The 23,154-nt window shown below is 70.3% G+C and carries 2 protein-coding genes; both read left to right on the top strand.

The genetic code is table 11. The features are described from left to right. Nucleotides 1–8: 8 nt before the first annotated feature. Complete coding sequence (locus ACZ7LS_RS36365) at nucleotides 9–13,112, top strand: non-ribosomal peptide synthetase (protein ID WP_471066441.1); 13,104 nt, start codon at nucleotides 9–11, stop codon at nucleotides 13,110–13,112. A gap of 165 nt (nucleotides 13,113–13,277) precedes the next feature. Further along, nucleotides 13,278–23,154, top strand: a 9,877-nt coding sequence (locus tag ACZ7LS_RS36360) for an amino acid adenylation domain-containing protein (RefSeq protein ID WP_385371925.1), incomplete at its 3' end; no start/stop codon positions are given.

Here is a 23,154-nt window from a genome sequence, read left to right as displayed (position 1 = left end):
GGGGATTCATGAACACGGCGTCCTCGCCGAACTGGAAGTCCGTATCCGTGGCGGAGGGGCGCCCCGTACCGGAGAGCTGGAACGACACCGTACGGCAGGACCTGCTCGGCACCACCGTGCTCGGGACGGTGGAGCGGTGGGCCATGGAAACCCCCGACGCCGTGGCGGTTGAGGACGACGGGACTGGGGAAACTGGCAGCCTGACATATCGTCAATTGAACAAGCGGGCTGCGTGGCTGGCCCAGCAGCTGCGTGCACGCGGTGTTGTCGGCGAAGCTCGCGTCGGGGTCTGTCTTGACCGGTCGGCCGAGCTGGTCGTGGCGCTGCTCGCCGTGCTGAAGGCGGGCGGTACGTATGTGCCGATCGACCCCGGCTACCCGGCCGACCGAATCGACTACATGCTCGCGGACAGCGCCCCACAGGTGCTGATCGCCCGGCCCGGCACGCTCGCGCTCCGGGCCGGTGCCGCGACACCCCCCGTCCTGGAACTGGACCGTCTCGACGCCGAGCCGGCCCACCGCCCCGCGACGGCGCCCGCATCCGCCATCGGGGCGGACACCTCCGCGTACATGATCTACACCTCCGGTTCGACCGGACGGCCCAAAGGCGTTGTGGTGCCGCACGGGGGCCTGCTCGGGCTCGCCGTCGCTCATGCCGAGGCGCTCGGGCTCCGCGCGGACAGCCGGGTGCTCCAGTATGTCTCGCCGAGCTTCGACGTCTCCATGGCCGACATCATGATGACCCTCGCCGCGGGAGCCACCCTCGTGCTGTCGCCGGGACAGCCCATGGGGGAGGAACTGCTACGACTGCTCTCCGCACGCCGCGTCACGCATCTCATGGTCCCGCCGGTCGTCCTCGGCACCGTACCCGAGGCCGAACTGCCGGACCTGCGCACCGTGGTGATCGGCGGCGAGACCTGTCCGGAGGATGTCGTCGCCCGCTGGTCGGCCGGCGGCCGCCGGGTGATCAACGCGTACGGCCCGACCGAGGCCACCGTATGCGCCACCCTCAGCGCCCCGCTGTCCGCCGACGCACCCGGCCCGTACCCGATCGGCGCGCCCATCGCCAACACACGGGCCCATGTACTGGACGACACACTGCGGGCGGTACCGGTCGGTGCCTGGGGCGAGCTGTACCTCGGCGGCCCCCTGGCCCGTGGCTACCACGGGCGGGCCGGGCTGAGCGCCGGACGGTTCGTCGCGGACCCGTTCGCCTCCGGCGGCCGGCTCTACCGGACCGGGGACGTGGTGCGCTGGCGGCCGGACGGTGCGCTGGAGTACGGCGGGCGCAGCGACGATCAGGTGAAGGTACGCGGTCTGCGCATCGAACCCGGCGAGATCGAGGCGGTGCTGGCGCGCCACCCGGCGGTACGCGCCGCGGTCGTCGTGGCACGGGAAGACCTGCCCGGCGTCAAACGACTCGTCGCCTATCTCGTGCCCGAGCCGGGCGCGGGCGGCGAGTCCGGGGAGCCGGGCGCGGCGAAGGGACCGGAGAAGGGATCGGAGAATGGACTGGAGAAGGCGCCGGAAAAGGGACCGGACCTGGGAGACCTACGGGCGCGTGTGGCCGCCGAACTGCCCGACTACATGGTCCCCGCCGCCTTCGTCGTCCTCGACGCGCTCCCGCTGACCGCCAACGGAAAGCTGGACCGCCGTGCCCTGCCCGCACCCGAATACGGGGCACACGGCGCGTACGGACCCGAGCGGGAGTACGTCGCCCCGCGCACCGCGACCGAGCGGACGCTGTGCGGCATCTGGGCCGACGTACTGGGCGTCGAACGGGTGGGTGCCGAGGATGACTTCTTCGACCTCGGCGGTGACTCCATCCTCGCCCTCCAGGTCGTGTCCCGGGTACGGGGCACCCTCTCCGTCACCCTCCCCTGGCGCACGCTCTTCGACCAGCCCACGGTGGCGGGCCTCGCCGGCCTCGTCGAGCGGCAGGACACGGCGCATGCCGACGCCGGCCAGGTCGCGGTCGGGATCCCCCTCGCGGACCGGGCCGCGCCGCTGCCCCTCGCCCCCGGACAGCAACGCCTCTGGTTCCTCCACGAGTTCACCCCCGGAAGCGTCGAGTACAACACCGCCGCCGCGCTGCGCCTCTCGGGCGAACTGGACGAACCCGCGCTGCGGGAGGCCGTCACGGACCTGGTGGCACGGCACGAGACCCTGCGGACCACCTTCGAGAGCGAGGACGGCCGTCCGGTCCAGGTGGTGCATCCCGGCGCCGTCGTACCCGTACGCGCTCTCGATCTCTCGGCCCTCGCGGAGAACGCGCGCGTCGCCGAACTCGACGCGGTACTACGGGCCGAGCAGGCCACCCCCTTCGACCTGCGCACCGGCCCACTGCTGCGCGTCCTGGCGATCAGGCTCGCACCCGCCGAACACGTTCTGGTCGCGACGCTGCACCACATTGTCACGGACGGCTGGTCGGTCGGGGTGCTCGTACGCGACCTGGGCGCCCTCTACGCCGCACGGCTCGTCTCCACCGCTGTGCCCTCCTCCGTCCTCCTCGGTTCGACCCCCGCCGCCCTGACCGGCCTGCCCGAACTCCCGGTGCAGTACGCGGACTACGCGCTCTGGCAGCGCGACGCGCTCGCCGACGCCTCGGTGGAGAGTCAACTCGCCTACTGGCGTAAAAAGTTGTGGGATCTGCCCGCCCTCGACCTGCCGACCGACCGGCCGCGTCCCCCCGTACGGAGCGCGGCCGGCGCGGTGCACACCTTCGAGGTGCCCAAAGAGCTGGCCGACGGCCTGGCCGCGCTGGGCCGCGGCGAACGCGCCAGCCTGTTCATGGTGCTCACGGCGGTGACGCAGCTGCTGCTGGCGCGGTACAGCGGCCGCCAGGACATCGCCGTCGGCACGGTCACCTCGGGGCGTGACCGCGAGGAGACCGAGGACCTGATCGGGTTCTTCGTCAACACCCTCGTCCTGCGTACACGGATCGACGAGTCGCGCTCGTTCAGGGACCTCCTCGCCTCCGTCCGGGACACCGCGCTGGAGGCGTACGCCCACCAGGACGTGCCCTTCGACCGGTTGGTGGACGAGCTGGCCCCCGAGCGCGACACCAGCAGGACCCCGCTGGTGCAGGCGGCCGTCGTCCTCCAGAACGCCTTCGGCGGGCTGACCGAGTTCGGCGGGATGCCCGCCGAACGGGTGTATGTGCCGCGAGAGTCCGCCCGGTTCGACGTCACCTTCGAGTTCTGGGGCCATGACGGGGGCCTCTCCGGTGAGCTGGAGTACAGCACGGATTTGTTTGATGCGGTGTCGGTGGAGCGGTTGTGTCGGCATTGGGTTGAGTTGGCGGGTGTGGTGGTTGGTGGTTTGGGTGGTTTGGGTGGTGCGTTGTCGGGTGTGGGGTTGTTGTCGGGTGATGAGTGGGGGTTGGTTGCTGGTGGTTGGGGTGTGTCGGGGGTGGGTGCGGGTGTGGTGCCGGTGACGTTGCCGGGGTTGGTGGCGTCGCGGGTCGCTGGTGGTGGTGCTGTTGGTTCTGGTGTGGTGGCGGTGGTGTGTGGTGGGGAGTCGTTGTCGTATGGGGAGTTGGGTGTGCGGGTGGAGCGGTTGGCTGGTGTGTTGGTGGGGCGGGATGTGGGTGTGGAGTCGCGGGTGGGTGTGTGTTTGCCGAGGTCGGTGGAGTGGTTGGTGGCGTTGTTGGCGGTGGTGCGTGTGGGGGGTGTGTATGTGCCGTTGGATCCGGAGTGGCCGGTGGAGCGTATGGAGTTTGTGACGGCGGATTGTGGTGCTGAGTTGGTGATTGATGAGGAGATGTGGGGGGTTCTGGCTGCTGCGGCGGAGTCCGGGGCTGGTTCTGTGCCTGATTCTGTGGGGCCGGTGTCGTTGGATTCGGCGGCGTATGTGATTTATACGTCCGGGTCGACGGGGCGTCCCAAGGGTGTGGTGGTCTCTCACCGGGGTATCGCCGGCTTTGCCGCGGCCTCGGTGGAGCGGTTCGGGCTCGACGCGTCCTCGCGTGTGCTTCAGCTGGCGTCGGCGGGGTTTGACGCGTCGGTGATGGAGCTGTTGATGGCTCTGGGTGGTGGCGGGACGTTGGTGATTCCTGAGGGGGGTCGGCCGTTGGCCGGGCAGGAGTTGCTGGATGTGTTCGAGGGTGAGGGGATTACGCATTCGCTGGTGCCGCCGACGGTGCTGGGCAGTATGCCGGCGGGTGCTTTGCCCGACCTGCGGGTGCTGGTGACGGGCGGCGAGGCATGCGGCCCTGAGCTGGTCGAGCGGTGGTCGGACGGCCGCATGATGATCAACGCGTACGGCCCTACGGAGGTGACGATCGCCGCGTCCATGAGCGGACGGCTGGAGGCCGGGGCCGGTAGTCCGCCGATCGGGGTGCCGGTGAGCGATGCGCGGGTGTGGGTGCTGGACAGGTGGCTGCGGCCGGTTCCGGTGGGTGTGCTGGGTGAGTTGTATGTGGCGGGGCCGGGGTTGGCGCGTGGGTATCTGGGGCGTTCGGGGTTGACGTCGGAGCGGTTTGTGGCGGATCCGTTTGGTTCGGGTGGTCGGTTGTACCGGACGGGTGATGTGGTGCGGTGGCGGGTGGATGGTCAGTTGGAGTATGTGGGTCGTGGTGATGATCAGGTGAAGGTGCGTGGTCTGCGTATTGAGCTGGGTGAGATCGAGGCTGTGCTGTCCCGGCATGGGTGGGTGGGGCAGGTGTCGGTGGTGGTCCGTGAGGATCGTCCCGGGGTGAAGCGGATCGTCGCGTATGTGGTGCCGTCCGAGACGGGCGGCAGGGGTGTTGAGGTGGGTGTGTTGCGGGAGCATGCTGCCGCTGAGCTGCCGGCCTATATGGTGCCGTCGGCGTTCGTGGTGCTGGATGTGCTGCCGGTGAACGCGAGCGGGAAGGTGGACCGCACGGCCCTGCCCGCCCCTGACGCCGGTCCTGTCGCCGGATACACACCTCCGCGTACGGACACGGAGCGGACCCTCTGTGACATCTGGGCGGACGTGCTGGGCCTCGAACGGGTCGGGATCGAGGACAACTTCTTCGCCCTGGGCGGGGATTCGATCCTGAGTATTCAGGTGGTCTCACGGGCCAGGCAGGCAGGGCTGGAGCTGTCGTCGCGCGATGTGTTCGCCCGGCAGACGATCGCGGCCCTGGCCGCCGTGGCGGCCACGGCCGGTGCCGGTTCCGGTGCCGTCGTGCTGGCGGAGCAGGGCACGGTCACGGGTGAAGTGGGCCCCACGCCTATCAGGGAGTGGTTCTTCGCGGGCCACCCCGTGGTGCCGGAACACTTCAACATGGCCACGGAGTTCACTCCGGCTCCCGGTACCGACCCGGCCGCGCTGCGGCGCGCGGTGGCCGCCGTACTGGAGCAGCACGACGCGCTGCGGACGGTCTTCGCCCGCCGCGATTCGCTCCACTGGACCGCGCGCATCGAGCCCCAGCTCGATCTGGACGCCGTGTTCACGCTCCATGAGCTGCCGGGCGGGCCCGCTGACGGGGCCCTCGGCGATCCGGAGGCCGCACAGACCGGCAGCGGACAGGGGCCGGACGACGACGGGCCGGCCACGGCCGCCGACGCGGTCTGGAGGGAGCTGACACGGCGCGCGCAGGCGGGCTTCGACCTCGAACGCGGCCCGCTCATCCGCGTACTCGTCGGCGTCCCGGCCAGTGGCCACCATGCCTCACGTGTCCTGATCGCCGTGCACCATCTGCTGATGGACGGGGTCTCCTGGCGCATCCTGCTGGACGATCTCGCCACCGCGCACGCCCAGGCCCGCGAAGGGCGCCCCATCGACCTCGGGGCCAAGACCACCTCCGTACGCCAGTGGGCGAAACGTCTGGCGCAACACACCGCGCGTGGCGGCTTCGACCCGCAGCGCGACTACTGGCGGTCCGTGGTGGACGGCGCGCACTCCGCCATCCCGGTCGACCTCCCCGACGGGGACAACACCGTCGCCGCCCAGGACACGCTGTCGGTGACGCTCGACGCCGAGCAGACGGAGGCACTGCTGCACCAGGTCCCGCCGGTGTACCGGACGCGGGTGAACGATGTGCTGCTGACGGCGCTCGCCCGCACCCTGCGTACCTGGACCGGGCACGACCGGACAGCCGTCAACCTGGAAGGGCACGGCCGCGAGGACCTCTTCGACGATATCGATCTGACCCGTACGGTCGGCTGGTTCACGTCCATCCACCCGGTCGCGCTCGCGCTGGCCGACGACTGGGCGACGGACATCAAGTCGGTGAAGGAGCAGCTCCGCGCCGTTCCCGACCGGGGAATCGGACACGGCGCCCTGCGCCACCTCGCCACGGACCGGGGTGCGGACGGCCTCGCCGGCGTCGAGCCACAGATCAGCTTCAACTACCTGGGTCAGCTCGACGGATTGGCCGGCCGGCACGATCTGTACCGGTCCTTGACGCTCAACCCCGGCGGCGAGTTCGGTCCGGCCGAGGCCCGTCCGCACGAGCTGGATGTGATCGGAGAGGTACGCGCCGGCCGGCTCTCCCTCACCTGGTCGTATGCGCGCTCCCGCTACCACCGGAGCACCATCGAGCGGCTCGCGGCCGACATGACCGACGAACTGCGAGCCTTCCTGCGGCACTGCGCGGAGCCGGGCGCCGGCGGGCGTACGCCGTCCGACTTCCCGCTCGCCGCGCTCGCTCAGGGCGAGGTGGACCGGCTGGTCCGTGACAGCGGCGGCGACGGGGACGGCAGTGGGATCGAGGACATCTATCCCCTCACGGCACTCCAGGCGGGCATGGTCTTCCACGCGCTGGCGGAGCCGGAGTCACCCGCGTACCTCGAACAGTTCACCTTCGTGGTCCAGGGCGCTCAAGATCCCGAAGCACTCGCCCGCGCCTGGCAGCGGGTGGTGGAGCGGTCGGACGCGCTCCGGGCCTCGGTGGTCTGGCGGGACATCGGCACTCCGGTGCAGGTGGTGCATCGAGCGGTTACCCTCCCGGTGCGCGGCCTGGACTGGTCGGAGCTGGATGAGCCCGAACGAGCCGTCGCGCTCGCCGAGTTGTTGGCGGCGGACAAGGCGCGTGGGATCGATCTCGAATCCCCGCCGCTGATGCGACTGGTGCTGATTCGGCTCGCCGCCGACAGGATCCGAGTGGTGTGGACCTTCCACCATCTGCTGCTGGACGGCTGGAGCACGGCGGCGCTGCTCTCCGATGTGCTCGCCGAATACGCGTCCCTCACTGGCACTGGCACCGGCACTGGCACCGGCACTGGCACTGGTACCGGCACCGGTACGGCCGGCGATAGCGGGGCGGCGCCCGGGGCGCACAGAGGCCCCTTCCGGGACTACCTCGCCTGGCTGGCCGCGCGCGACGAGGGCATCGGCCGGTCCTTCTGGCGTGAGCGGCTGGCCGGATTCACCGAGCCGACGGCGCTCCCGTACGACCGGACGCCCCTGGGCCGGGCAAGCCATGGACAGTCCACGGAACGGGTCTCGCTCGCCGTCTCCGACGAGCTCTCCGCGCAGGTCACGGCCTTTGCCCGGCTGAACGGCCTGACCCTCAACGCGGTGGTGCAGGGCGCGTGGGCGTTGGTGTTGTCGCAGTACGCGGGGTCGTCGGATGTGGTGTTCGGTACGACGGTGTCGGGGCGTCCGGCGGATCTGCCGGGGGCCGAGGACATCCTCGGTCTCTTCATCAACACACTCCCTGTCCGGGTGAAGGTCGAATCCGGACTGTCGGTGGCGGAGTGGCTCGGCGGCCTTCAGTCCGCACAGGTCGAGGCGCGTCGGTACGAGGAGATCGCGCTGAGCGACCTGGAGACCGAACTGCCTCCGGGGACAGCTCTCTTCGACAGTCTTCTCGTCTTCGAGAACTACCCGGTGGACACCGACGGAGCCGAGCGGTTCGGCCTCTCGCTCCGCGAGATCGAGGTCACGGAGACCACCAACTACCCCTTGGCACTGACCGCTTACGCGGGTGACCGGCTGAGCTTCGACCTCGGCTACGACCCCGCGCGGTTCGACGCCGGCACGGCGCGGCGGCTGACAGCGCAGGTGGAGCACCTCCTCCACGCGCTCACCGCCGCTCCGGACACCCGAGTGGGGGCGCTGCCGCTGGTGCCGGACGGTGAGCGGGAACGGCTGGTACGGAGCTGGAGCGACGGCGGTGGGACCGTCCCCGCCGGCCTGTCGGTCATAGACGCCTTCGCGCGGCGCGCGGACGGCTCACCCGGCGCCGTGGCAGTGGAGTGCGGTGAAGTCTCGCTGACCTACGCGCAGTTGGCCAGGCGAACCGATCGGCTGGCACAAGTGCTCGCGGAGCATGGTGTGGGCGTCGAGTCACGCGTAGGGCTGCTGCTGGAGCGCTCCGTTGATGTCATCGTGGCCATGCTGGCGGTGCTCAAGGCGGGCGGGGCGTACGTTCCGTTGCATGCCGGGTATCCGGAGGAGCGGCTGCGGCAGGTGGTCGAGCAGAGTGGCGCGGTGCTGGTGCTGACCGACCGGATGGTGGACGGGATCGGTGGGGTGCCGGCCGTGGCGGTGGATGTGGAGCCGGTGGGTGCGGGTGAGGTGTTGCTTCCGGTGCGGGTGCCGGTGGGGGCTTTGGCGTATGTGATGTTTACGTCGGGTTCGACGGGTGTGCCGAAGGGTGTGGCGGTGACGCATGGGGATGTGGTGGCTCTTGCTGCTGATTCTCGTTGGTTGTCGGGTGTGCATGGGCGGGTGTTGTTTCATTCGCCGTATTCGTTTGATGCGGCGACGTATGAGGTGTGGGTGCCGTTGTTGAGTGGTGGGACGGTGGTGGTGGCTGAGGGTGAGTTGAGTGTGTCGGTGGTGCGGGATGCGGTGGGGTGTGGGGTGTCGGGGTTGTGGGTGACGGCGGCGTTGTTCGGGGTGCTGGTGGAGGAGGATGCCGGGTGTTTCGCTGGTCTGGGTGAGGTGTGGACGGGTGGGGATGCGGTGCCGGTGGTGGCTGCGGAGCGGATGCTGGCCGCGTGTCCGGGGACGGTGCTGGTGAATGGGTATGGTCCGACGGAGTCGACGACCTTCGCGGTGAGCGGGCCGATCGCGGCGGAGGATGCGGCGGGTGGTTCGGTGCCGTTGGGGCACGTGATGGACAACACGACCGGATACGTCCTGGACGGCGTGCTGCGCCCGGTTGGTGTGGGGGTGCCTGGTGAGTTGTATCTCGGCGGCAGTGGTCTGGCGCGTGGGTATGACGGTCGTGCGGGGTTGACGGCGGAGCGGTTTGTGGCGGATCCGTTCGGTTCGGGTGGCCGGTTGTACCGGACGGGTGATGTGGTGCGGTGGCGGGCGGATGGGCGGCTGGACTTCCTGGGCCGGGGTGACGGTCAGGTGAAGGTGCGTGGTTTCCGTATTGAGCTGGGTGAGGTCGAGGCGGTGTTGGGGCGTCATGGGAGTGTGGGTGGTGTGGCGGTGCTGGCCCGGGAGGATCGTCCGGGGGTGAAGCGGCTGGTCGCGTATCTCGTACCGTCGTCGGGTGAGCTGGATGTGTCGCTCGTACGGGAGCATGCCGTCAGCCTGCTGCCCGAGTACATGGTGCCGTCCGCGTTCGTCGTCCTGGACGAGCTGCCGCTGACCGTGAACGGGAAGACCGACAGGCGTGCTCTGCCCGCGCCGGAGTCCGATGCGGCGGAGGAGTATGTCGCACCTCGCACGGCGGAGGAACGCGCGCTCGCCGAGACCTGGGCGGAGGTCCTTGGCGTGGAGCGCGTCGGCGTCCACGACGACTTCTTCGAACTGGGCGGGGATTCCATCTCCAGCCTGCGGGTAGTCTCCCGGATCCGTACGGTACTGGGCGCCGGGCTGTCCCCCCGGGCTCTCTTCGACCATCCGACCGTCGCACGCCTCGCGGAGACGGTGCTGCGCGGGGGGGTGCTGCCAGGCACCGATTCCGACGACGGCAGCCAGGCTGCCTCTGCCTCTGCCTCTGCCGTCCCGGTGCCGGTGCCGGTGCTGGTGCCGGTGCCGCGCGACGGTGACCTGCCGCTGTCCTTCGCACAGGAACGCCTCTGGTTCCTGGACGACTTCGCCCGTGACAGCGTCGAGTACAACGTCGTCACCGCACTGCGGCTCACCGGTGACCTCGACACCTCCGCCCTGCGCACAGCGGTCTCGCGGCTGGTCGCCCGGCACGAGGCGCTGCGGACCACCTTCGACTCGGTCGACGGGCACGGTGTACAACTGGTGCACGACGCGGTTGATGTGCCCGTCCGGTCCACCACCCTGGACGAGGCGCTGTCGGCAGCCGTTTCGATGCCGTTCGATCTGCGGACGGGCCCGCTGCTGCGGGTCTTCCTGGCGCGGGTGTCCGAGCGCGAGCAGGTACTCGTACTGGCGATGCACCACATCGTCACCGACGGCTGGTCCATGGGCGTGATCACGCGCGAGCTGAGTGCCTGCTACTCGGCCGCCGTACGCGGCGAGGAGCCGGACCTCGTCGAACTGCCCGTGCAGTACCCGGACTTCGCGGTCTGGCAGCGCTCCCGGCTGACGGGCGACGCGTTGGACGACCATCTGGCCTACTGGCGCGACCAGTTGGCGGAGCTGGAGCCGCTGGAGCTGCCGACGGACCGGCCGCGCCCGGCGGTTCGCGCCTCGGCCGGGGCCCTGCATGCCTTCGAGGTGCCCGCCGAACTGACGGACCGTCTGACCCGCGCGGGCCGACGGCGCGGCGCGAGCCTGTTCATGGTGCTGACGGCGGTGACACAACTCCTCTTCGCCCGCTACACCGGACGGCCTGATGTCGCGATCGGCACGGTCGTGTCAGGGCGTGAGCGGGCCGAACTGGAGGGTCTGGTCGGCTTCTTCGCCAATACGCTGGTGCTGCGCTCGCGGGTGGACGAGGCGCTGACGTTCGACGGGTTCCTGGACGGGGTCCGTACGACCGTGCTGGACGCTTTCGCCCATCAGGACGTGCCGTTCAGCCGGTTGATCGAGGAATTGGCCCCTGAGCGGGATACCAGCCGTACCCCGCTGGTGCAGGCCATGCTCGTGCTCCAGAACACCCCGCGCGCCGAGTTCGACCTGCCGGGGGTACGGGTCGGTGAGTTCGTGCCGCCGCGCGACACGGCGCAGTTCGATCTGCACCTGGAGTTCCAGCCGCGGCCGGGCGGTGGCCTGGAGGCCGTGGCCGTCCACAGCGATCTCTTCGACGCGGCCACCATCGACCGGCTGACCAGGCACTGGCTGGCACTGGCCGACCGGGTCACCGCCGCCCCCGAACGGCCCCTGCTGGAGCAGGATCCGCTGGAGGCGGAGGAGCGCTCACTGCTGCTGGACGCCTGGAACGACAGCGGGGATCCGGGTGTGCCCGCGGTGTCGCCCCTCGCCATGTTCGAGGAGCGGGCCCGCGCCCTGCCCGGGGCGCCCGCCGTGACGTTCGGAGACACCACCATCGACTACGGCAAGCTGGCCGCGCGTGCCGGGCGCCTCGCCGCCCGTCTCACCGCGCACGGGGTGGGACCGGAGTCCCGGGTGGGGCTGGTGCTGCCACGCTCGATCGATCTGGTGGTGGCGATCCTGGCCGTACTGAAGGCGGGCGGAGCGTATGTGCCGGTCGACCCCGCGTCCCCGGCCGACCGGATCGCGTACATCATCGAGGACTGCGCCGCCGATCTCGTGATCACGAGCCGCGAGACGGCGGCCGTGCTGCCCGGGGACGCGGCGCACCGGTCGATGGTGCTGGACGACCCTGCGGCCGCTGAACCTACGCCCGATCCTGCGGCCGCGGAGACCGCCCCGCCCCGTCGCGCGCCCGTGTCCGCGGCCTCCGCCGCGTATGTCATCTACACCTCTGGCTCGACCGGGCGCCCCAAGGGCGTAGTGGTCTCGCACGGCAACGTGGCGGAGCTGCTCGCCGCCACCCAGGAGCAGTTCGCGTGCGGCCCTGACGACGTATGGACGATGTTCCACTCCTACGCGTTCGACTTCACCGTATGGGAGTTGTGGGGGGCCCTGGCATACGGCGGGCGCCTGGTCGTCGTGGACCGCGATGTGGCGCGCGCCCCCGGGGACTTCGCGCTGCTCCTCGAACGTGAGCGCGTCACCGTACTCAACCAGACCCCGTCGGCGTTCTACCGGCTGGCGGAGGAGATCGGCGCGGTGGACGGGCTGCGGGAGCGGCTCGCGCTGCGCACCGTCGTGTTCGGCGGCGAGGCCCTGGACTGGTCGCGGATCGCGAGCTGGGTGGAGCGGTCGGGCAACGGCGGTCCCGTACTGGTCAACATGTATGGAATCACCGAAACCACCGTGCATGTCACGAGCCGGCGGGCCGAGCCCGCGTTCGCGACCCCGGGCGCCGGAAGTGTGATCGGCCGGGCGCTGCCGCATCTGCGCGCGTACGTCCTCGACACCGCGCTCCGCCCGGTGCCCCAGGGTGTACGGGGCGAGCTGTACATCGCCGGGGGCGGCCTGGCCCGCGGCTATCTGCGCCGGCCGGGACTCAGCTCCGTACGGTTCGTCGCGGACCCCTTCGGCGGCCCCGGCGCCCGGATGTACCGGACCGGCGACACCGCCCGCTGGAACGCCGCGGGGACGCTGGACTATCTGGGACGCAACGATGACCAGGTGAAGATCCGCGGCTTCCGGATCGAACTGGGCGAGATCGAGGCCCTGGTCGTAGCCGATCCGGGGGTGGCCCAGGGAGCCGTGGTGGTACGGGAGGACCAGCCCGGGGACCAGCGGCTCGTGGCTTATGTCGTACCCGCCGGCGGGGCCGCCGGGCTCGCGGCGTTCGACGAGGCCGGGCTGCGGCGGACGCTGGGCGACGCGCTGCCCGACTATATGGTTCCGGCCGCGTTCGTGGCGCTGGAGCGGCTGCCGCTGACCACGAACGGCAAGCTCGACCGCCGGGCGCTCCCCGCGCCCGAGTACGGCGGCCACGCCGCGTACGTGGCCCCGCGCACCCCGACGGAGGAGGCCGTGGCGGAGATCTGGGCGGAGGTGCTCGGGCTGGAACGAACCGGAATCCAGGAGGACTTCTTCAGCCTGGGCGGAAACTCGGTCCTGAGTCTTCGCGTGATTGCTAGGGTCCGGACTGTGTTCGACATCAACCCCTCGGCCCGCGTGATGTTCGATTTCCCCACGGTCGAGCAACTCGCCGGGAGGATCGAAGAGTTGATCATCGAGGATATCGAGAATATCGAGAACGGCGGCGATCCGGACTTTTAGCGAGACCGGAAACCACCACACCACGTAACACGCACCACGCACCATGTGTCACCCGCGTGCGCGTCGACGGACCAACGGGGCCGGGACAGGCCCGACACCCCGTCGACTGCGCACGCGGTGCTTTTGCCTGCTTGTTTTCATGATGTGGATATGAGGGAGCTTTCCATGGACGCCGCTTCTTCGCGCGAGGCCCGGATCAATTCGCTGCCGGAGCACGTGCAGGAGAGACTCCGGAGCCGGCTGGCGGGTCGCGCGCGGGGCGGCCGGAACACCATCGAGTCCGTGGACCGCAGCGGAACGCTCCCCCTGTCGTTCGCTCAGCAGCGGCTCTGGTTCATGACGGAGTATCAGCGGGACTCCACGGAGAACAACTCCGGTCTCAGCCTGCGGCTCACCGGCTCGCTGGACGTCGCCGCGTTCCGGGCGGCCCTCGACGCCGTCGTGGCGCGGCACGAGCCGCTGCGCACCACCTTCGCCGCGGAGGAGGGCGTGGCGCGGCAGATCGTACATCCGGAGGCCGAGCTGCCGTTCCGGTTCGTGGACCTGGCCGGCGCCGCCGCGGACGCCGACCGGCTGATCTCCGCGGCGATGGCCGAGCCGTACGACCTGCGCACCGGCCCGCTGGTGCGCGCGCTGCTCGTCCGTGTCGGCCCCGACGAGTACCGCTTCCTGCTCGCCATGCACCACATCGTCACCGACGGCGCCTCCATGGAGATCATCGTCCGGGAACTGCGGGCGTACTACGCCGCCGCCCTGCGCGGCGATGTCGGCACGGCCGGGCTGCCCCCGCTCGCGGTGCAGTACGCCGACTACGCGGCCTGGCAGCGCGGGCGGTTCTCCGGCAGCGCGCTGGACCGCCATGTCGGCTACTGGCGTGAGCGGCTGGACGGTCTGGAGACGCTGGAACTGCCCACCGACCGCTCCCGCCCGGCGGTCCGCGGCGGCGCCGGTGCCGTCCACGCCTTCACTCTGCCCGCCGACGTCGCCGCGGGAATCCGGAACACAGGAAGAGACCAGGGGGCCAGCCTCTTCGTCACGCTCACCGCCGTCACCCAATTGCTGATGGCCCGGCACAGCGGCCAGGACGACATCGCGGTGGGCACGGCGGTACCCGGGCGCGAGCGGGCCGAGGTGGAGAATCTCGTCGGCTTCTTCATCAATATTCTGGTGCTCCGCTCCCGTATCGACCAGACCCGTTCGTTCACCGAATTCCTCGCCGAGGTACGGGAAACCGTGCTGGAGGCATTCGAGCACCAGGACGTTCCCTTCGAGCGACTGGTGGAAATCCTTGCTCCGGAACGCGACACCTCGCGTACACCACTTGTCCAGTCGATGGTGGTGCTCCAGAACACGCCGGTCGAATCCGCCGAATTCGAGGGCGTCCGGGTGGCACGCGGAACCCTCGCCCGCCAGGAATCACCGTACGACGTGAGCTGGGAATTCGAGGAGGACGAGGAAGAGCAGCTGCATTGCGCGATCGAATACAGCACCGATCTGTTCGACGCGGCCACCGTCGAACGACTGGGCCGGCATTTCATCGTTCTGGCCCGTGCCCTCGTCGCCGACCCCGGCCGGCGATTGGACGAGGCCGAGCTGCTCACCGCCGAAGAGCTGGCGGGACTGCTCGCCGACGGCAAGTCGGTCGCCCGCCCCCAGGCGGCATCCGGCACCATCCCGGCGCGCTTCGCCGAACAGGCCGACCGCACACCCGACGCGCCCGCGCTCACCTTCGGCGATGACGACGGCACGACTCTGACGTACCGTCAACTCAATGAACGTGCGGACCGGTTGGCGCATCATCTGATCGACTGCGGGGTCCGCCCTGAGGAGCCGGTCGCGGTCTGCCTGCCACGCGGTATCGATCTCGTCGTCTCCATCCTGGCCGTGCTCAAGGCGGGCGGCGCGTACCTGCCGCTGGACCCGGCGCTCCCGCGCGACCGCGTGGCGTGGATGCTCGCCGAGAGCGGGGTCCGGGTCGCGGTCACGGTGGACACGCTCACCGGACTGCTGCCGGACGGCTTCCACGGCACCGTCGTCGCCGTCGACCGCCTGCGCGACCGGATCGCCGCGCTGCCCTCGCACACGCCGCAGGTGGCCCTGACCGCGAGCAACACCGCGTATGTCATCTACACCTCCGGCTCCACCGGCCGGCCCAAGGGCGTCCTCGGTCTCCACGGCGGCCTGCTCAGCCGCTGGGCGTGGTTCGCCGAGACCTACCCCGAGTGGCGCGACGCCGTCGTCTGCGCCAAGAGCTCCGTGAGCTTCCTCGACAGCGCGACGGAGATCCTCGGCACCCTGGTGCACGGCGGGCGCATCATCCTCGCCTCCGACGACGAGGCCAAGGACCCCCTCGCGCTGGCCCGGCTGATCGAGCGGCACCGCGTGGAGCGGATGACGCTCGTACCCAGCCTCCTCTCCGTCCTCCTGGACGAGACCGACCCGGCCGCCCTGGCCTCCTGCCGCTGCTGGATCAGCAGCGGCGAGCCGCTCAGCCGCGCGCTCGCCGCCCGCTTCCGCGAGCAGTTGCCGCACGCCCGGCTCCTCAACCTCTACGGCTCGTCCGAGATCAGCGCCGACAGCCTGGTCTGGGAGGCGGAGGGCCCGGACGTACGGATCGGCAGGCCCGTCTGGAACAATCAGGTGTACGTCCTCGACGGCCGGCTGCGCCCCGTACCGCGCGGAGTTCCCGGCGAGCTGTACGTGGCCGGAGCCGGGCTCGCGCGTGGCTACGCCAACCGTCCCGACCGTACGGCGGAACGCTTCATCGCCGACCCGTTCGATCCCTCCGGGCGGCTCTTCCGCACCGGCGACCTCGTCCGCTGGACATCGGACGGCACCCTGGAGCACCTCGGCCGCGCCGACGACCAGGTGAAGGTGCGCGGCTTCCGTATCGAGCCCGGCGAGATCGAGGCCGCCCTCCGCCGGCACCCCGCGATCAGCGACGCCGCGATCGTCGTACGGGACGACCGCCAGGGCACCGCCCGGCTCGCCGGGTACGTCGTCCCCGCCGAAGGCCACTCCGTACCCGCCGCCCGAGAACTGCGCGACCTCATCCGGCGGAGTCTGCCCGACTACATGGTGCCCGCCGCCTTCGTACCGATCGCCGGGCTTCCCCTGACCTCCAGCGGCAAGCTCGACCGCCGCTCCCTGCCGACCCCCGACTGGGCCGAGTCCGCCGAGTACCTCGCCCCGCGCACCGACACCGAACGGGCGCTCGCCGCCATCTGGACCGAGGTGCTGGATACGGCACAGGTCGGCGCCGAGGACGACTTCTTCGCGCTCGGCGGGCACTCCCTGCTCGCCACCCGGGTGATCAGCCGTATCCGGAGCGGTCTGGGGACGGAACTGACCGTACGCCACCTCTTCGAGGCCCCGAGGCTCGCCGACCTGGCGGCCGTTCTCGATGCCCTGGCCGACAGCACGTCCGTATCGAACGCCTCGGCGCGTGGTGGTGCCGCCGACACCGCGCGTGGTGGTGCCGACTCGGCGAACGGTGCCGACTCAGCGTGTGGTGGCGCCGATTCGGCCGCGCCCGCCGACGTACAGGGCGGCGGCGCGATCGTTCCCGCGTCGAGGAAAGGGCGGCTGCCGCTCTCCTTCGCCCAGGAACGCCTGTGGTTCCTCGACGACTTCGCGCCCGGCGCCGCCGAGTACAACGTCTGCGGCACCCTCCGGCTGACCGGCACGCTCGACCTTCCCGCGCTGCGGGCAGCCGTCGCCGGACTGGTCGCCCGGCACGAGGCGCTGCGTACCACCTTCGAGACGGTGGACGGGCACGGCACCCAAGTCGTGCACGACACCATGGACGTGACGGTACGCACGACCGCACCTGGCACGGACGGCGAGCTGGAGGCCGCTCTCCGCGCCGAGGCGGCGGCCTCGTTCGACCTGGCGACCGGTCCACTGCTGCGGGTGCTGCTGGCCACGACGGGCGCGGACAGCCACGTATTGATGCTGACCATGCATCACATCGTTACGGACGGCTGGTCGATGGGCGTCATCACCCGTGAACTGAGCGCCCTCTACACCGGCGCGGTCCGCGGCGAGGAAGCCGGGCTGCGACCGTTGCCGATTCAGTACCCCGACTACGCGGTGTGGCAGCGCGACCGGCTGGCGGGCGACACGCTCGACAGCCAACTCGCCTACTGGCGCGACACGCTTGAAGGACTGGAGCCGCTGGAACTGCCGACCGACCGGCCGCGACCAGCGGTTCGTACCTCGGCGGGTGCCATGCACGCTTTCGAGGTCCCGGCGGAGCTGACCCGGCGCCTGACGGGACTCGGGCGTGCGCGGGGCGCGAGCCTGTTCATGACGCTGACCGCGATCACCCAGCTTCTGCTGGCGCGCTACAGCGGACGGACGGACATCGCGCTCGGGACAGGTGTCTCGGGGCGCGAGCGGGCCGAGCTGGAAGACCTCGTCGGATTCTTCGTCAACACTCTCGTGCTGCGGACGACGGTCGATGAGTCCGAGAGCTTCGACCAACTGCTCGAACGAGTCCGTACGACGGTGCTGGACGCTTTCGCCCATCAGGACGTGCCCTTCAGCCGGCTGATCGAGGAGCTGGCCCCCGAGCGCGACACCAGCCGTACCCCGCTGGTGCAGGCCATGCTCGTGCTCCAGAACACCCCGCGCGCCGAGTTCGACCTGCCGGGCCTCCGGGTCGAGGCGATTCCGTCGGTCCGCGAAGCCTCCCAGTTCGACATCACGTTCGCGTTCTCGGAGCAGGACGGAAGGCTGCTCGCGGCGGCCGAGTACAGCACGGATTTGTTTGACGCGGTGTCGGTGGAGCGGTTGTGTCGGCATTGGGTTGAGTTGGCGGGTGTGGTGGTTGGTGGTGCGGGTGGTGCGGGTGGTGCGTTGTCGGGTGTGGGGTTGTTGTCGGGTGATGAGTGGGGGTTGGTTGCTGGTGGTTGGGGTGTGTCGGGGGTGGGTGCGGGTGTGGTGCCGGTGACGTTGCCGGGGTTGTTGGCGTCGCGGGTGGCTGGTGCTGGTGGTGCTGGTGTGGTGGCGGTGGTGTGTGGTGGGGAGTCGTTGTCGTATGGGGAGTTGGGTGTGCGGGTGGAGCGGTTGGCTGGTGTGTTGGTGGGGTGGGGTGTGGGTGTGGAGTCGCGGGTGGGTGTGTGTTTGCCGAGGTCGGTGGAGTGGTTGGTGGCGTTGTTGGCGGTGGTGCGTGTGGGGGGTGTGTATGTGCCGTTGGATCCGGAGTGGCCGGTGGAGCGTATGGAGTTTGTGACGGCGGATTGTGGTGCTGAGTTGGTGATTGATGAGGAGATGTGGGGGGTTCTGGCTGCTGCGGCGGAGTCCGGGGCTGGTTCTGTGCCTGTGTCTGTGGGGCCGGTGTCGTTGGATTCGGCGGCGTATGTGATTTATACGTCCGGGTCGACGGGGCGTCCCAAGGGTGTGGTGGTCTCTCATCGGGGTCTTGCCGGTTTCACTGCCGCGATGGTGGAGCGGTTCGGGCTCGACGCGTCCTCGCGGGTGTTGCAGTTGGCGTCGGCGGGGTTTGACGCGTCGGTGATGGAGCTGTTGATGGCTCTGGGTGGTGGCGGGACGTTGGTGATTCCTGAGGGGGGTCGGCCGTTGGCCGGGCAGGAGTTGCTGGATGTGTTCGCGGGGGAGGGGATTACGCATTCGCTGGTGCCGCCGACGGTGCTGGGCAGTATGCCGGCGGGTGCTTTGCCTGACCTGCGGGTGCTGGTGACGGGCGGCGAGGCGCTGGGCGGAGAACTGGTGGGTCGGTGGTCCGCGGGCCGCGCGATGTTCAACGCGTACGGTCCGACGGAGGTGACTGTCGCCGCGTCGGTCAGCGGACGCCTGGAGCCCGCGGCGGGTGCTCCGCCGATCGGGGTGCCGGTCGCGGACGCGCGGGTGTGGGTCCTGGACAGGTGGCTGCGGCCGGTTCCGGTCGGCGTACCCGGTGAGTTGTATGTGGCGGGGCCGGGGTTGGCGCGTGGGTATCTGGGGCGTTCGGGGTTGACGTCGGAGCGGTTTGTGGCGGATCCGTTTGGTTCGGGTGGTCGGTTGTACCGGACGGGTGATGTGGTGCGGTGGCGGGTGGATGGTCAGTTGGAGTATGTGGGTCGTGGTGATGACCAGGTGAAGGTGCGTGGTCTGCGTATTGAGCTGGGTGAGATCGAGGCTGTGCTGTCCCGGCATGGGTGGGTGGGGCAGGTGTCGGTGGTGGTCCGTGAGGATCGTCCCGGGGTGAAGCGGATCGTCGCGTATGTGGTGCCGTCCGAGACGGGCGACAGGGGTGTCGAGGTGGGTGTGTTGCGGGAGCATGCTGCCGCTGAGCTGCCGGCCTATATGGTGCCGTCGGCGTTCGTGGTGCTGGATGTGCTGCCGGTGAACGCGAGCGGGAAGGTGGACCGCACGGCCCTGCCCGCCCCCTCGGACGAGCCCGCGGACGAGTACGCGGCCCCGCGCAATGACACCGAACGGGTGCTGACAGCCATCTGGACCGACGTTCTCGATGTCGGCCGGGTGGGAATCCACGACAACTTCTTCTCCCTGGGCGGGGACTCGATCCTGAGCATCCAGGTGGTCTCACGAGCCCGGCAGGCAGGGCTTGAACTCTCCTCCCGCGATGTGTTCGCTCGCCAGACCGTGGCCGCCCTCGCCGCCGGCGCCGGAGCGGCCGGCACAGAGCCGGGCGCGTCCGTGGCGGAGCAGGGCGTCGTGTCGGGGAAGGTGGGCCCGACCCCGGTCCGCGACTGGTTCTTCGCCACCCACACCGCCGACCCCGCCCACTTCAACATGGCCATGGAGTTCGAACTCCCGCCGTCCACCAGCCTGCCCGCGCTCCGGGAGGCGGTACGCGCACTCCTGCTCCACCATGACGCGCTGCGGACGACCTTCGCCCAGGACGCGCACGGGCGGTGGTCGGGACGGATCGCCCCCGGCATCGACCTCGACCGCGTACTCACCCTCCACGACCTCACCGACGCGCGGGTGGACCGCGAGCAGTCGGCCTGGCAGGAACTGAAGGACGCGGCGCAAGCCGGGTTCAGCCTGGTGGACGGCCCGCTGGTCCGCGTCCTGGTCGGCACGCGCGCGGCCGATCACACCCTGCGGATGATCGTCATCGCCCATCACCTCGTGGTGGACGGGGTGACCTGGCGCATCCTCCTCGAAGACCTCAGGACCGCGTACGCCCGCGCCGCCGCCGGCCGGCCCGCGGAACTCGGCCTCAAGACCGCCTCCGTACAGCAGTGGGCGGCGCGGCTCGCGGAGCACACGGCGGCGGGCGGCTTCGACGACCAGATCCCGTACTGGAACTCCGTCATGGACGGAGCGCGGACCGACATCCCCCTCGACCACCCGGGCGGCGCCAACACCGTCGCCGACCAGGCCGTGGTGTCCGGCGAGCTGACGCGGGAGGCGACGGAGCAACTCCTCCAGCGGGTCCCCGCCGTCTACCGCACCCAGATCAACGACGCGCTGCTGACCGCGCTGGCGCGTACGCTCCGTACCTGGACGGGCCATGACCGGGTCGCGGTGAATCTGGAGGGCCACGGCCGCGAGGAGCTGTTCGACGACATCGACCTGACCCGTACCGTCGGCTGGTTCACCTCCATCCACCCGGTCGCGCTCGCGCTGCCCGGGTCCGGTGACTGGGCGGCCACCATCAAGCGGGTGAAGGAGCAGCTCAGGGCCGTACCCGACCGCGGTATCGGCTACGGCGCGCTGCGCAGCCTCAGCGACGCGACAGCGCACCACGCGCACCCGCTGATCAGCTTCAACTACCTTGGCCGGCTGGACATGGCGGGCGGTGCGGACGACTGGTACCGCTCGGCCACTCTCAACCCCGGCGGAGAGCACAGCGTTCGGGAAGGACGGCCGCACCTCCTCGATGTGACCGCCGGGCTCCTTGACGGTCGGCTGGTGTTCTCGTGGCACTACTCCGCGGGGCTGCACCGAGAGGAGACGGTATGGGCGCTGGTGGACGACTTCGCCGCCGAGCTCTCCGACTTCGTGGCACACTGCGCCGAACCGGACGCGGGCGGTTGCTCCCCCTCGGACTTCCCGCTCGTGCGGCTCACACAGGGCGAGGTGGACCGGATCGCGGGCGACGGCCGCGAGATCGAGGACGTCTACCCCCTGACGCCCCTCCAGTCGGGCATGCTCTTCCACGCTCTCGCCGAGCCCGACTCGCCTGCCTATCTGGAGCAGTTCGCCTTCACCCTGGACGGCGTCGACGACCTTGCCCGGCTCGCGAACGCCTGGCAGCGGACGGTGGAACGGTCGGACGCGCTGCGGGTGTCGCTGGCCTGGGAAGCGGTCGGGGAACCGGTGCAGGTGGTGCACCGGCAGGTGACCGTACCCGTGACGGTGCTGGACTGGTCGGGCACCGACGAGGCCGGGCAGGAGAACCTGCTGCGTGACTTCCTCCGCGAGGACAGGGCGCGCGGACTCGATCTGACCGCCGCCCCGCTGATGCGGGTCACCCTGGCCCGTATCGCCGACGATGTGGTGCGTGTGGTGTGGACGTTCCACCACCTGCTGCTCGACGGCTGGAGTACGTCCGCGTTCCTCGCCGACGTCCTGGGTGAGTACACGGCGCTCGGCGGGACGGCGGCGGCACGTGCGGCGACACGTCCGGTGAACCGTGGGCCCTTCCGCGAGTACCTGCGCTGGCTGGGCGCACAGGACCACAACGCGGCCGCCGACTACTGGCGCGGTGTGCTGGCCGGATTCGAGGAGCCGGTGCCACTGCCGTACGACCGGGTGCCCGAGCAGGCCCGGCGCGGACAGTCAAGCGAGCGGGTACGGGTCGCGCTGGAGCCGGGTGTGGCGGAGCAGGTGGGCGGTTACGCCCGCCGCCACCGGATCACGGCGAACGCGCTGGTCCAGGGCGCGTGGGCGCTGGTGCTCGCACAGTACGCGGGGGTATCCGGCGCCGCTTCGTCCGCTGCCGCTTCGTCCGTTGTCGCCTCGTCCGCTGTCGCGTTGGCGGAGACGGCAGCGACCGGCGCGGGGTCGTCGGATGTCGTGTTCGGTACGACGGTGTCGGGGCGTCCGGCGGATCTGCCGGGGGCCGAGGACATCCTCGGTCTCTTCATCAACACACTGCCGGTCCGGGTGACCGCCACTCCGGACCAGCCGGTCGCCGACTGGCTGCGGCAGATCCAGGACGGACAGTCGGAGTCGCGGCGCTACGAGTACATGGCGCTGTCCGACATCGAGTCGGACGTGCCGGCCGGTGCGTCCCTCTTCGACAGCCTGGTGGTCTTCGAGAACTACCCGGTGGACGAGGCCGCGGCCGAGCGCCACGGACTGGGTGTCCGCGCGGCCGAGGCCGTGGAGTCGACCAATTACGCGCTGACCCTGATCGCGTCGGCGACCGGCGACCGGCTGGACATGACGCTCGCCTACGACCCGGCACTGTTCGACGCGAGCACGGCGGAGCGGCTGTCGGCACAACTCGGACACGCGGTCACCCGTCTGGTCGCACACGCGGACTCCCAGGTCGGGGACATCGACCTGCTGGGCGAGGCTGAACGCGCCGCTGTGGTAGGCGAGTGGAGCGGCGGCCGGGTCAGCGAGTCCCTGGGGGCCGGGGCCTCCCTGGTCGGGATCTTCGGCGAGCGGGTGGCCGCTGCCCCGGATTCGGTGGCGGTGCAGTGCGGCGACCGTACGCTGACCTACCGCCAACTCGACGACCGGGCACACGGGTTGGCGCTGGCTCTGACTGAGCGGGGCGTCGGCGCGGAGAGCCGCGTCGGACTGCTGCTGGAACGCTCGGCGGACGTCCTGGTGGCCATGCTGGCGGTGCTGAAGGCGGGCGGCGCTTACGTCCCGCTGCATACGGCATATCCGGAGGAGCGGCTGCGGCAGGTGGTCGAGCAGAGTGGCGCGGTGCTGGTGCTGACCGACCGGATGGTGGACGGGGTCGGTGGGGTGCCGGCCGTCGCGGTGGATGCGGAGCCGGTGGGTGCGGGTGGGGTGTTGCTTCCGGTGCGGGTGCCGGTGGGGGCTTTGGCGTATGTGATGTTTACGTCGGGTTCGACGGGTGTGCCGAAGGGTGTGGCGGTGACGC

It is taken from the genome of Streptomyces sp. NPDC039430, assembly GCF_055639435.1.
The sequence above is the reverse complement of the archived record's forward strand: the minus strand, read 5'-3'. Positions and strand labels throughout refer to the sequence as shown.

Coding starts and splice junctions, on each gene's coding strand:
- ACZ7LS_RS36365 (WP_471066441.1), top strand. CDS start 9: ATGAACACGGCGTCCTCGCCGAACTGGAAGTCCGTATCCGTGGCGGAG.